Source organism: Streptococcus sp. KHUD_015, assembly GCF_051106265.1.
GTDB lineage: Bacteria > Bacillota > Bacilli > Lactobacillales > Streptococcaceae > Streptococcus.
Map to the genome: position 1 here is coordinate 1,106,549 of NZ_CP193665.1, position 13,710 is coordinate 1,120,258.

Here is a 13,710-nt window from a genome sequence, read left to right on the forward strand (position 1 = left end):
CTAGATTATACTTTTACAACTTGAACCTCTTCTTTACCTAATAAAATCAAGTATTTTTCAATATTTTCAATCGAATAGGCTCGAGATAAAGCTTCTCCGTATAGCGCTAACTGTCCACGATAACGGTCTACGAGTTGACTTGGTTCATCATAGCGGTCTGTCTTATAGTCGAACAGAACAATTTTATCTTCGTAAAGTAGATAACCATCAAGGATACCACGGACAACAAAGTCTTCCTGACTCTTTTGGTCTCTTTTGAGCATGGAGAAAGGTTGCTCGCGATAAAGATGGTTGATATTAGAGATAACTTCCTGACCGAGTGCTGTGTCGAAGAATGCAAGAATTTTAGCAAGATTGATCTTGTCTCTGACAGCTTGGCTGGTTTGAACTTGTTTGAGAGTTTTTGTCAGGATAGCAAGCGTTGGTCGCTGACTGAGGTCAATTCTCTGCATCAGTTCGTGGGTAGCACTACCAATCTCAGCTCCTGTTACCTTTTCTTTGCTTGAAAAATCTGGCAAATCAAAGGTGATTTTCTTGTCTACTGACTGGCCTTGACCTGCAATCTCTACACCTTCCATATCCATAACAGGCTCGTAGAATTTCTTGATTTGACTTGGGGTTTGAACACTAGGCAGTTCAATGGCTGCGCGGTGAAGAGTGTTATAAACTTCCACCTCTTTTAGCATTTCAAGAGTTTCTTTGATGGTATCTGACTGACGATTGTCTGCTTGGGAGCTAGCTTGGAGAGGGTTCTTATTTTCTAATTCTCCGATGGCTTCTCTAGTCAACTGATCCTCACCAACAAAACGATAGATAAAGTTGAGATGATCCTTGGCAAATACTTTACTGATAGCCCAAATCCAATCTTGGAAATTCCTTGCTTGCAGTCTAGTAGTGCTATTTAGTTTTCCATTTTTAGCTGCTGGGTATTCCTTGGCTTCCAGCTTTTCACGAGAACCCTTACCGACAAGATAGAGCTTTTTCTCAGCCCTCGTCATGGCAACATACAGCAGACGCATTTGCTCAGAATAGCTTGCCAGCTGTAATTCCTCTTCGTTCTGTCTATAGGTCAGACTAGGAATGGAGAGTTTGACAGTTTTAGGATAGTGATCTTCCACTGCTCCTGTCTCCATTTTGGCGATATATTTGACACCAAGACCATTCTGACGACTGAGAATGACTTCTGACATAGAGTCTTGCTTGTTAAAGTCTTGATCCATATTGAGGATAAAGACGTAAGGAAACTCTAACCCTTTACTCTTGTGGATGGTCATGAGCTCTACTGCATCTTTTGGCGGTGCGACGGCCACGCTTGCCAAATCGTGCTGGGCTTCTAAAACTTGGTCAATCATACGAATAAAACGAGACAAGCCCTTGAAATTGCTCTTTTCAAATTGATCAGCACGCAGTGCTAGGGCATAGAGATTGGCCTGTCTAGCAGGACCATTTGGCAAAGCTCCAACATAATCGTAGTAAAAACGGTCGTTATAAATCTTCCAAATCAGGTCATAGAGAGAGTGCGTTTTGGCATACAAGCGCCAAGAATCCAAGATATCCATGAATTGCTTTAGTTTCTCAGCTAGAGCTGAGTGAATCAAGACTTTTTGGCTACTTACCTGTTTTTGAACATTTACTAGTTTCTCATAGAGATTTTCGTGAACTTTATCCTCTGCTTTCTGAAGAGATAAACGTGCTAACTCGTCCTCATCAAAGCCAAACATAGGAGACTTCATAAGGGCAACCAAGGCATAGTCTTGCAGGGGATTGTGAATGACACGAAGGGTATCCAGCATGACTTGTACTTCTAGGGATTGGAGATAATTGTTTTGCTCGCCGTCGGTTTTGACAGGAATCCCGTACTCAGACAGGGCGAGAAGAATCTGGTCATTACGACTGCGGCTGGAGGTCAGAAGGGCAATTTCTTTAAAGGCAACATCTTGTTCCTGATGAAGTTTAAGAATTTCCTTGATAACTAAGCGCATTTCGCCTGTTAGTTTCGTTTCTGTTTGACTATCTTCTTCCTCACTTGTGTCATCCTTATCGTAGAGGAGAAATTCTGCCTTGTTGTCTGGATTGGGAGTCAGTTTGGTATTGGCAAAAACAAGCTGGTGCATGTTATCATAGTCGATTTCGCCGACCTCTTGGTCCATAAGGCGTTCAAAAACATCATTGGTTGCTGATAGCACTTCTGAACTGCTACGGAAATTTTCCTTGAGGAGAATGAGCTTGCCTTCTTGGGGATTTTGCGCATAGCGTTGGAATTTCTCATTGAAAATCTGCGGGTCTGCCTGACGGAAACGATAGATGGACTGCTTGATATCTCCCACCATAAAGCGATTGAGGCCATTAGATAGCAATTCCAGCATCCGTTCTTGAATGTGGTTGGTATCCTGATACTCATCGACCATTACTTCGTGGAAGCGATCCTGATAAGCCTCACGAACTTGCGGGAAATTCTCTAAAATCTCAATGGTGTAATGGCTAATATCAGCGAATTCAAAGGCATTTTCCTGACGTTTACGCTGACGATAAGCTTCCACAAAATCACTCATGAAGGTTTGGAAAGTCTTAGCTAGTTCCCAGGTCTCTCCATGATAACGTTCTTGATAGTCGAGAATGGTTATCTGGTCTGACAGTTGTCCTAGTTTAGCAAACTGGGTCTTTCTCTCTTCGTTGTAGGCATCGGCCAGTGGCTTCAGATCAGCCTTACGACTCGCATTGGTCAGAGCTCGGCCGTTTTTCTCTTTCGAAATTGCGACAACACGCGAAAGCACCGCTTGATAATCCTGACTATCCGACTCTTGATTTAAGGAGCCAATTTCATCCAGAATAAACTGGACATTTTCTAGATAAGCAGCCTTTGGAAACTCCTTGGCATCATTATCCAGATGATAACGGAAGAAACTTTCCAAGTCCCAAAGAGCTTGCTGGATTTGTGTGGTCAGTTTTTCTTTTTCACTGCTAAAATCAGCTTTCTCAAAGCCTTTGAGAAAAGACTCACTCAGCCATTTCTGAGGATTGCTGGTGGATTGGAGGAAGTCATAGATTTTATAGACCTGTTGGCGCAGACCCCGTTCGTCCTTGCCACGCCCAGCAAAATTTTTCAGCAAATGACTAAAGTTCTCTTTCTGTTTACCTTGGTAATGCGCTTCAAAGACCTCATGGAAGACTTCGTTTTTGAGAATGAGTTGCTCGCTCTGGTTTTGTAAAATACGGAAATTAGGCGCAATATCAATCAGATAGCCATGTTTGCCAAGGAATTTTTGTGTAAAAGAGTCCATGGTTCCGATGGCAGCGTTGGGTAGGTCTGCCAACTGGCGACCTAAGTGTTGTTTGAGGTCAACATCACTACTTTTTTGAATTTGTTGGCTGATTTTTTTCTCCAAACGTTCCTTAAGCTCTGTAGCAGCCTTGACGGTAAAGGTCGAGATAAAGAGTTGAGAAATTTCGACACCACGCGCTAACTGGTCCAGAATACGCTCGGCCATGACAAAGGTTTTACCAGAACCAGCCGACGCTGAGACAAGGATATTCTGACCAGAAGTGTAGATGGCTTCAATTTGCTCAGCAGTTTTCTTTTGTTCCTTGCTCGAGTGCGCTTCTGCTTCTTGCAATTTTTGAATTTCCTCCTCAGTTAAAAAGGGAATGGGCTTCATCGATTCAACTCCTCTCTTATTTTTTCAAACCAAGCTTGCTTGAGTTTTTCTCCGACAAGACGCTTGCCATCAGCTAAGTCCAACTTTTCTAGAAAACGGGCTTGACCTAAGTGGTAATTGGCTTCAAAGCCAGTAATGGCTTGATGTTGCTGAACATACGGTGCAATACTTCTGCCATTTTCAGTATAAGGGTTAATGGCGAACTGGCCTGCTAAAATCTTCTCAGCTGCTTTCTTGTAAAGATGGGCATTGTAGTCCAGTAGGAGCTGGAATTCCTCATCTGTCAGCTGATTAGCCTTGTTTTTATTGTAAAACTCGCCCAAATGACTACTTTCTTTTTCTAAAAAGAGGCCTTGGTATTTCATTGACTTGCTAGCTTCTACTACTGCACCTGCCAGACTTTTAACGGCCGTCAAAGATTGGACAGGCTCAGCCATTTCCAAGTACATAGCGCCGAAAAAGTTCTCCTCCCCTTCTCTTTTTAAGGCAGCTAGATAAGTTGGCAACTGGGAATTAAGCCCATTAAAGAAATGAGGAAATTGGAACTGAGTCAGACTGGATTTGTAGTCTACCACTCCTATCGCCCCATCAGCTTTCAATCGGTCAATCCGGTCAACCTTACCTCGTACAAATACACTGCGACCATTGTCCAATTGAATAAAGGCTTGGTCTTTTCCGCCAAAATTCGCTTCCTCTTTGATGGTTTCGATGGCTGGATTATGACGAAGAATATGGCCAGTCGTCCGTGCAACATCAAGCAGAACTTCCTTGGTAAACTGGGCTTCCAAACTTTCTTGATAAATGGCTTCAAATTCGCGTTCTTGACTGGTTTCTTGGATAGCCTGTTCCAAACGTTGATCAAAGGAATCTTCGTTAGGCAACTGCAAGGTACGTTCAAAAATGCGGTGTAAGAAATTTCCGTGACTACGGGCATCAGGACATAGGCGTAATTCTTCTTGCAAGCCTAAAACGTAGCGGAGGAAATAACTGTATTCATTGCGATAAAACTCCGTCAAACCGGAGGTAGAGAGGTAAAACTCCTGATCAGTAGGATAGAGAGCTTGTAAGGTATCATTGGTCAACTGCTTACTGCTTGGACTGGTTGGAAGGGCAGGATTTTCCAGACCTTGCTGGTCTAGTTTTTTACCCATGACACGCGCAAGAACCTTGATAAATGTCAAATCTTGCTCAGTCTCACTCATCTCGCCCTGCTGGTGATAGGCAACTAGACTGGACAAAAGACTGTGATATGACCCCATATCTTCCTTAGACAGCCCTTTGTGATTCATCCTCTTCTCTTTTCGACTAAATCCAAAATGGACCAACTCTTGAAGATAGGCAGATTCCTTACTTTCACTTTCGTTAAAAAGGCTTGGAGCCGACAAAACCAACTGCTTACGGGCAGAATTGACCAAGGAAAGTATAGTATAGCGATTTTTCTTGAGATTTTCACTGCTGGCAATCAGCAATTGCGCTCCCTCTTCAGTCATTTGGTTTAAATTTTGTCTTTCTTCATCTGTCAAAAGGCTAGTATTTTGCGCGATTTTTGGTAAATTGTCCTGAGTTAGCCCAATGGCATAGACAAAGTCAGCTGTTAAGGGTGCAATCAAATCGTAACTCTGCACCAGAACAGTGTCCACTGTTGCTGGAAGGGTGCGATACTGAGATAGGCTCATTCCAGAATGGAGCAAGGCTAGAAAGTCCTCTAGACTAACCTGTGAACCAGCAAAAACAGTCGTAAATTGTTCTAAAATATGACAGAAAGCCTTCCAAACTTCGGCTTGTCTTTCCTGTTCTACAGCTTCCATAGTGGCTGTCAAATCTTGCAACTGCTTGGTCACAGCTCCTTCTTTTAGAAAAGAGTTCCACTTTTGCAAGAGATTTTCAGCCTTCTGTTTTCGACTGGCAAAGAGGGTTTCAAGAGGTGTTAAAATACGCAGACGAAGGGCATTCAAACGCTCAAGATTAAATTTTCCATGGTGAGATTTGGTGAAGGTTTGCTGAAAGGCTGGCAAGCCATTGATACCAAGATAGCGGATATATTGCTCAAATGAGTCAATATCAGCCTGACTAAGGTCGGTATACAAACCAGTTCTGAGGAGGTTAATCAAATCCTCCTGACGGAAACGATAGCGTTTCAAAGCTAAAATAGACTCGACAAACTGAGTTAAAGGGTGGTGCGCCATGGATTCGCTTCTACCAAGATAGAAAGGAATCTGATACTGGTCAAAAATAGTTTTAAGGGATAACTGGTAAGAAGCCACATCTCCCAGCAGAATACGAAAATGCTTGTAGCTCAGGTCTGGATCAGCATGTAATTTCTGACGGATACTACGGGCAACTAACTCCAACTCCTCCTTTTGCGTCAAACAAGACCAGATTTGTAAGTTTTCACGATCCTTCTCATCGACATCCAATGTTAATTCTGAAAAGTCATAAGAAGACTCCCACAAACGAGAGGCCTTGTCAAAACTATCCATCTTCTCATGAGTCTGAGAACAATCCTGAGCAGGTGTTTGGTATGTAGAGGCTAGATGATGGAAGAACTCCACACTGGCTTGGTAGAGATTCCCCTCGCTAAAAGGGCTGGTATAGGCTTTCTTACTAGCATAAACTCCAATGACAATCTCAACACCCTTGCCATGAAGCAAGTCCACAATCCGCTCTTCCTCGGCAGAAAAACGGGTAAAGCCGTCAATAACCAAGGAAATTTGAGTAAAATCACTACTTACTTTGTCATTCTCAATAGCCTCAATCAAATGGGACAACTGACTTCCTTGAGCCAACTGGCCTTGATTAAGATAAGCCGTTACCTTCTCAAAAATCAAGAGTAAATCCGCTCGCTTGTCCTCATCCGTCAAACTATCCAAGTCCAAAAAACTCATCTGAGCTTTGGTTATCTCGTGGTAAAGTTCAATCAACTGCTGGATAAATTGAGGGTCCTGCTTAATAGCACCATAAACACGTAAGTCCTTAGGATCGAGTTCCGCAAGGCACTTATAAAAGGCCATCCCAAGACCGATGTCATCTAGACTGGTTTTGACAGGTAGGTCATTCAAGACCAGATAACGAGCCATTTGAGCAAAGCGCGTGACGGTAATAGCAAAAGAAGCCTGCTGGGACAAGCATTCCAGCACGGCGCGTTCCTTTTCAAAAGAAAGAGAGTTGGGAGCGATATAGAAGACTCGCTTACCCGCGGCAACGAGCTCTTCCGCCTCTCTGGTCAGGATTTCTGTCAAAGAAGTCCGAATATCAGTATAAAGTAGTTTCATCTCAGCCTCGTTTGGTTTATCAAAGTTTCTTACTCTATTATAGCAAAGTTCGCTTCACAGACCAAATCCAAAATTCTAGTTGACAATCATTTAATTAGCAAATCAATCATGTTTCATCATCCACTTTCATATGCTGAAAGATATAGAGGAAAAAGTCTTTGGAAACTTCAAAATGTCCATAACGAAGTCGAGAAGTATAGTCTTTCCATTCAGGATGTTGTCTGGCTATTTCTATGGAGCAATCTTTGACCGGTTGATAATACTCAACATTTCGTCTAAAGGGAAAGAATCCTTCAAACTGCTCTACTTGATAGGCTTTGACATCAATAATTTTACCTACAGCCACAAAAGCCTGTAACTTGTCTTGACCGTTCATATCGTATTTTGGACTATAGTATAAAAGGTAGTCGCCTTTTTTCATACGATTTAAGGGGCCACCCTTTCCATGACAGACCTGGCAAAAATTCCCTTCAACTCCTATTAAAACATGGTTCTTCGAAACAACTCCGACCCAATATCTAGGCATTTTTATCCTCCAGCTCTACTAACATGCGATTAAAACCTTCTCTATCGTTAGAAAGTTTTTCAAAAAATTCTTCATCAATCCCCTCTACTAAGGGTAAAGCATGATTGACCTTCTCTGCGCCAGACTTCGTCACTGAGACCAGTTTTGCCCGACTATCCTTTGGATGTTGATCACGTTTAATGTAGTCTTTCTTCTCTAATAGTCTAACAATCTGGGAAACCGTCATAACATCCATACCGGTGAACCGAGCAATATCAACTTGCGTTACATATTCCTCTCTATTGCTCAGGAACAAGAGCGAGGTTAAAACGATAAATTGGGGCAAAGTGAGGCCAAACGATTTCAAAACTCTTTTTAAGTTGCTTTCCCACTTGTTGTAGACTTTGATGAAAAGAAGACCTGTAGATTCTGTTTCATCATTTTTGTAAATTGAATTAAAGTGATACTTTGACATTTTTTCTCCTTAAATATTAAGTATACATATTATATAAGAATTTATTTTGTTTTTCAAGAAAAGGAAAGTCGAATGTTACAATTCTGTCAGACATTTTATAGTCTATATGCTATAATAATACCAAAAGATAAAGAAGGAAGACCTATGATTAAACTACTAGCCTTGGATATGGACGGAACCCTCCTCAATGAAGCCAAGGAAATTCCACAAGCTCACATTACTGCTATTCACCAAGCTATCGAAAAAGGTGTCAAACTAGTTCTCTGTACAGGTCGCCCGCTTTTTGGCGTCCTCCCCTACTATCAAAAACTGGGACTTGACCTCCAGAATGAGTATGTCATTGTCAACAACGGTTGTTCAACTCACCAGACCAGTGACTGGGGGCTAGTTGATTGGCAAGAACTAAGTCCAGCTGACATTGAATATCTCTATGACCTAGCTGAAAAAAGTGATGTTCAGTTGACTCTTTTTGATGAGGAGCACTATTTTGTTCTCGGTGGCAAGCCTAATGAAATCATTCAAAATGATGCCAAGCTAGTCTTTTCAGACCTGACTGAAATTTCCCTTGAAGAAGCGACCAGTGGCAAGTATCGTATGTTCCAAGGTATGTTTTTAGGAACAGAGAGCCAAACAGACGATTTTGAGCAGAGTTTTGCTGAGGAACTCTGTCAACGATTTAGTGGAGTTCGTTCACAGCCTGTCATTTATGAAGCCATGCCACTTGGTACGACAAAGGCTACCGCTCTGTCACGACTGGCAGAGATTCTGAAGATTGATTCCTCAGAGATTATGGCCATGGGCGATGCCAATAACGATATCGAAATGCTCCAGTTTGCAGGCCTTGGTATTGCTATGGGAAATGCCAGCGATTATGTCAAATCTCTTGCGGATGCCGTTACAGCAAGCAACGAAGAAGACGGCGTTGCGCGTGCCATCGAGAAATATATTTTATAATTAAGAAGCCCAGTTCGTGTCAACTGGGTTTTGATATTTAAGAATTCCGGGTATTCGGATTTTATGGTGGAAAAGGGTTTATAAATCACCCTTCTCCAAATTCTTAATAAGTGTGGAAAAATCGACACCTAAGTTGTCTGTAATGTCGTGATCATTCACTTCATACCAATTGAAAGTATCGTATAACATAGCTTTATTGAAAGCACTTGAATTAAATCGTGGCTTACGCTTTTTATGGAGCTTCTCATTGAAAAGGATTTTGGCTCGTAAGGCATCAAACGAGTAACCTCTACCCATTCGCTCTACCTGCCTAATAATGCTGTTAATTGAATCCGTATAAGCATTAGTGAGCCTTTTATCAAAGTAGTTGAATATTTCAACATGCCAGTTGTCTACGGCTCTCACGAGGTCTTTATATGCGTCTTTAGAGTTGCTGGACATACAACGGTGTCTCCATTGACTATAACGAAGATGACCTTCATCTGGATCAGGAGTATCCCATATCCAGTAAAACTCTTCTTTGAGTTCATAGGCTTCTTTTAAAGCAGGAAGATTACCTAATCAAGTATCTAAGAGGAATGATTCACGTTCATTTAGATCGTGTTTACGCTTTAGAAGGATAAACCTTTCACGCATAAGGTACGTCTTTCTTTTTGGCTCATATGGGCTTTCAAAGACTTTCTGACGTTAGATAAGGCTTGATTAGCCATTCTAACTACATGAAACTTATCTACGACAACTTTAGCGTGTGGAAGGATAGTGTTCACTGCGTCTTTGTAGGGCTTCCACATATCCATTGTGACGTACTCAATGTAAGTCCTGTCACTGATTTCTGAAAGACGTTGGATGACTGTTTCCTTGTTACGGTTAGGCTTGATGTCATAAATAGTCCTGCGTTCAATATTAGTCAATACAAGCCGAGGTCTACGGATAATATGTATCTCGTCTATCCCAAGCCACTTAGGAGTTTCAAACTGGTATTCACGTTCTTTGAGTGCCACATAGTCCTTAAAAACGTTCCTAATGGTTTTCTCGTCAACACCAACGCTTTCTGCGACTTCTACAAAGGTCTTAGACATGGATTGCTCTTGAATGGACTTTAAAAGCCTTTTGGTCATACTACGCTTTTCATCTACAGATATTAGGCGTTCCCAGAAGGTAGATCCGCATTCACGACACTTGTATCGTCTACGGTTCAATTGTAAGCCCACTCGCTTTAAACGAATGGGCAAATCCATAATTAGTTGATTTCTTGAACTGTGTTTGTACAACTTGTCAAAACCACATTCAGGACAACGTTCAGGTGGTCCGACTGCTTCAACTTTAAACATCATATCGGTTTCATTTTCTTGTGGCGGTTCTATTGTTTTAATGTCTGGTAGGGATAATAAGTCTGACATATTATTCATCCTTTATTACTCTGCAGTGTTAAGGTATCAATTATAGATTTGATGTCGAAATCATCAGTGTTAAATTATTTTTGTGACCACAAATGCACTTAGAAAATCCCTTAAAGCATTAGCTGGTTCACTTGAATAGGGAGTTGTAAAAAAGTTCCCTTAGCCTGCACAACAAGATAATTTCGAAATATCTTTATCGAACGTAAGTGCAACTAATTTTAGCCCTTCAGCCATTGTTAAATATGGTGCTAGGGTTTCTGTTAAATCTTCTATCGTTAAGCCAAATTTAACAGCTAATGATGCTGCATAGATGACATCTCCTGCATTTTCAGATACAATATGAACCCCTAATACTTTTAGTGTTTCTGCATCTGCTACTAGTTTAAATACACCGGTTGTTTCACGGTTTACAATTGCTCTTGGAACAGCATCTAAAGGTAATACAGATGTCTTCACATCATACCCTTTCTCTTTTGCTTGTTCTTCTGTTAAACCAACCGTTGCAACCGTCGGATTCGTAAACGTAACAGCAGGAACTACCGATAAATCTATTTTTTTGTTTAATCCACCAATAGCATTATCAGTAATAATTCCACCTTCATAGGCTGCTACATATACAAATTGTGGTCCTAAAGTCACATCTCCTGCTGCATAAATCTTTTCATTACTTGTTTGACCAAAATCATTGATCAGGATTTCATTATTTTTTCCAGTTTCAACACCTGCTGCACTTAAATTTAAAGAATCCGTATTTGGTTTTCTTCCAGTGGCAACAAGTAACTGATCTGATTCAATGACTTCTCTACTGCCATTTACTGTTACGTAAACCCTTTTTATCTCTCCACTTTGTTCAACACGCTCAAAAGTTGCCCCTTTGACAAGGTTTATACCCTGTTCAATTAACGCTTTTTCAACTGACTCTGAAATCTCAGGATCATACTCCTTTAAAAGTCGCTCACTTCTTTGCATAAGCGTTATTTCTGAACCTAAATGATGAAATAGTTGTCCAAGCTCCATTCCAATGTATCCTGAACCAATTACAGTTAATCGTTTTGGTATTTTCTTTAACTCAAGAAGTGTTGTACTAGTTAAATAGTCCATTTTTTCAAGTCCTGAAATTTGGGGCAACGAAGGCGATGCACCTGTTGCAATTAAAAAACGTTTTGCAGATAACTTTGTCCCATTGACCTCAACCGTACTAGCATCAACGAATTTTGCTTCACCTTTAATTAAATCAAAATTATATTCATCAATTAAATCCATATATTTTTGATTCCGAAGTTCGCTCACCAATTTATCCTTTTGCGTGATTAAACTAGCTAAATCCACTTCTCCAGCGGATGTTTGTAAACCTATAAACGGATTGTCTTTTGATAAATGATTGATTTCCCCTGCCCTAAGAAGAGTTTTTGACGGAACACAGCCAATATTCACACAGGTTCCCCCAACCGTTCCACGCTCAATCATTCCAACTTTTGCACCGTATTCTATAGCTTTAATTGCCGAAGAAAAGGCAGCAGCACCAGAACCAATAATAAGAAGGTCATAATTGTCTTCATTAATTAACGCCACGTTTTCTAGTGATGATACTTCTTCAATTTCTCCGGCTTGGTAATTTGCTTCATCAATCGCCTTTATTGCACTTTCAACCTCAATATCATCGGGCAGTTCAAATACTGCTTCACCACGACGATAACTAGACTCAATATTTTTAGCACCTATCTTTTCAAGTGCTGATTCTACGTGTTTTTCACAACCCGTACAAGTCATTCCTGAAATGTTTACCTTAAATTTATTCATAAAAAAGCTCCTTTCGTTAATTAATCTCTCATGTTAATGTTTCTATTATTGGACACGAATGTAATTGCTTTTCATCTGGACATCGTTGTTTTAAGTCGTCTAACATAGTTTCAATTCGTTTTAAATCCTCTATTTGTTTTTGCACTTCCTTTTGTTTTTTAGAAACAAATTCGAACATATCTTGACAACGAACTTCATCTTTATCTACAACACCAAGTAATTTATAAATCTCGCTTAAAGAGAAACCAAGTTCCTGTATTCGTTTAATAAATCCAACACGCTTAACGTCATCATATGAATATATCCGATAACCAGCTTCCGTTCGGTGAGGTTCTTGTAATAAATTTTTTCGCTCGTAATATCTGATCGTTTCTTTATTAACTCCACATTTATCTGCAAACTCACTAATGCGATAAATCATCTTATTTCACCCCCTGAATATTATAAACCATGTACCATAGTACACGGTCAAGTAAATTGGACTATTTTATTTTTTTCCCAAAGTATCACTCGTATGTGATTGATACTTTTATATAATACTATTGATTATCCTAACATCCCACCAGAAAATCCGATTTAAACACCAGTTGTTTTTAAACTATTAAGAAAGTAATTCCACTATATATTCCGAAGACCCAGAATTCCTAAAACTTTAGAAATTCTTTAGAAATGCTTGAGTTTTCTTTGATTTCTATGCTTTATACTAAAATTATCAAAATAAATCAAAAGGAGAGAATCATGAAAACAGTACTTGACATTCATGGATTGTCCAAAAACTTTGACAAACAAGCTATCCTTCAGGAACTTCATCTAACGATAAGAGAGGGAGATATTTATGGACTTATTGGAAAGAACGGAGCTGGGAAAACCACCTTGATAAAAATCATTACGCAACTACTGTTTGCGGATAAAGGGACTGTTTCCCTCTTCTCTAGCCATTCGGAAAATGAGTGGACCAAGGCTCTATCTCGAGTAGGTTCTGTTATCGAATCACCCGTAGCTCATAATCACTTAACAGCCTACCAAAATCTGAAATATTATTGTATGATTCGTCATATTCCAAATGCTGATCAAGTCATTCGAGAAACACTGGATTATGTAGGTTTATCTGATACAGGTAAGAAAGTCTTTCGTGATTTCTCGCTAGGAATGAAACAAAGACTTGGGATCGCCATTGCCCTTCTATCAAAACCAGACTTCCTGATCTTAGATGAACCTATCAACGGTCTTGACCCAATCGGTATCAAAGAATTTCGACTAATGATTCAACGACTAAATCAAGAAAAAGGGATAACCATTCTCATCTCTAGTCATATCTTGTCAGAACTCTACCTCGTAGCTAATCGTTTTGGTATTTTAGATCAAGGCAAGATTATCCGTGAAATCAGCAAAGCTGAATTTGAAACACTAAGTGAGGATTATATTGTGCTTAAGACAGCTGACCAAGAGAAAGCTTGTCAAGTATTGAAAGAACAAATCCAGCTCCAGTTCAAGGTTGTCAATCCTGAGAATGAAATCCACATCTTTGGTCAGGAACAAGATGTCAAACAGATTCTTAAGGACTTAACCTTGGCAGATGTCGCTATTGACGAGATTTACTACGCCCGTCAAAACCTAGAAGAATACTTCACTCAATTGGTCCAATAGG

Annotated in this window: 8 protein-coding genes and 1 pseudogene; 2 read left to right on the forward strand and 7 right to left on the reverse strand. The window is 40.3% G+C overall.

The genetic code is table 11. The annotated features are described in order from the left end of the window. Positions 1 to 5 precede the first annotated feature (5 nt). From addA to ACORHU_RS05090, 4 genes are all read right to left on the reverse strand, one after another. Entirely contained in the window at positions 6 to 3,656 is a 3,651-nt protein-coding gene (addA, locus tag ACORHU_RS05075) for a helicase-exonuclease AddAB subunit AddA (protein ID WP_434363788.1), read from the reverse strand. Then, entirely contained in the window at positions 3,653 to 6,928 is a 3,276-nt protein-coding gene (rexB, locus tag ACORHU_RS05080) for an ATP-dependent nuclease subunit B (RefSeq protein WP_434363789.1), read from the reverse strand. The genes addA and rexB overlap by 4 nt, the downstream gene beginning before the upstream one ends. Before the next feature lie 106 nt (positions 6,929 to 7,034). Beyond that, entirely contained in the window at positions 7,035 to 7,454 is a 420-nt protein-coding gene (locus ACORHU_RS05085; protein WP_434363790.1) for an EVE domain-containing protein, read from the reverse strand. Beyond that, positions 7,447 to 7,908 (reverse strand): MarR family winged helix-turn-helix transcriptional regulator, encoded by a 462-nt coding sequence (locus ACORHU_RS05090; protein WP_125451694.1) that lies wholly within the window; start codon positions 7,906 to 7,908, stop codon positions 7,447 to 7,449. Before ACORHU_RS05090 ends, ACORHU_RS05085 begins: the two co-directional genes overlap by 8 nt. Before the next feature lie 144 nt (positions 7,909 to 8,052). On the opposite strand from ACORHU_RS05090, the gene ACORHU_RS05095 reads away from it, so the two are divergent. After that, positions 8,053 to 8,862, forward strand: coding sequence for a Cof-type HAD-IIB family hydrolase (locus ACORHU_RS05095; RefSeq protein ID WP_434363792.1), 810 nt, complete (start codon positions 8,053 to 8,055; stop codon positions 8,860 to 8,862). Between the two features lie 78 nt (positions 8,863 to 8,940). On the opposite strand, the pseudogene ACORHU_RS05100 reads toward ACORHU_RS05095, so the two are convergent. From ACORHU_RS05100 to merR, 3 genes and pseudogenes are all read right to left on the reverse strand, one after another. Then, positions 8,941 to 10,262 (reverse strand): annotated as a pseudogene (locus tag ACORHU_RS05100) (ISL3 family transposase). 159 nt (positions 10,263 to 10,421) lie between these two features. Then, positions 10,422 to 12,062: a mercury(II) reductase gene (gene merA, locus ACORHU_RS05105; RefSeq protein WP_001031938.1), complete on the reverse strand. Its 1,641-nt coding sequence runs from the start codon at positions 12,060 to 12,062 to the stop codon at positions 10,422 to 10,424. A 28-nt stretch (positions 12,063 to 12,090) separates the two neighbouring features. After that, on the reverse strand, positions 12,091 to 12,483 hold the full coding sequence (gene merR / locus ACORHU_RS05110) for an Hg(II)-responsive transcriptional regulator (protein ID WP_001863748.1): 393 nt from the start codon (positions 12,481 to 12,483) through the stop codon (positions 12,091 to 12,093). 317 nt (positions 12,484 to 12,800) lie between these two features. Here merR and ACORHU_RS05115 point away from each other — a divergent pair, with 317 nt between their 5' ends. Next, positions 12,801 to 13,709, forward strand: coding sequence for an ATP-binding cassette domain-containing protein (locus tag ACORHU_RS05115; protein WP_434363794.1), 909 nt, complete (start codon positions 12,801 to 12,803; stop codon positions 13,707 to 13,709). Position 13,710: the final 1 nt, after the last annotated feature.

Coding starts and splice junctions, on each gene's coding strand:
- addA (WP_434363788.1), bottom strand. CDS start 3,656: ATGAAGCCCATTCCCTTTTTAACTGAGGAGGAAATTCAAAAATTGCAA.
- rexB (WP_434363789.1), bottom strand. CDS start 6,928: ATGAAACTACTTTATACTGATATTCGGACTTCTTTGACAGAAATCCTG.
- ACORHU_RS05085 (WP_434363790.1), bottom strand. CDS start 7,454: ATGCCTAGATATTGGGTCGGAGTTGTTTCGAAGAACCATGTTTTAATA.
- ACORHU_RS05090 (WP_125451694.1), bottom strand. CDS start 7,908: ATGTCAAAGTATCACTTTAATTCAATTTACAAAAATGATGAAACAGAA.
- ACORHU_RS05095 (WP_434363792.1), top strand. CDS start 8,053: ATGATTAAACTACTAGCCTTGGATATGGACGGAACCCTCCTCAATGAA.
- merA (WP_001031938.1), bottom strand. CDS start 12,062: ATGAATAAATTTAAGGTAAACATTTCAGGAATGACTTGTACGGGTTGT.
- merR (WP_001863748.1), bottom strand. CDS start 12,483: ATGATTTATCGCATTAGTGAGTTTGCAGATAAATGTGGAGTTAATAAA.
- ACORHU_RS05115 (WP_434363794.1), top strand. CDS start 12,801: ATGAAAACAGTACTTGACATTCATGGATTGTCCAAAAACTTTGACAAA.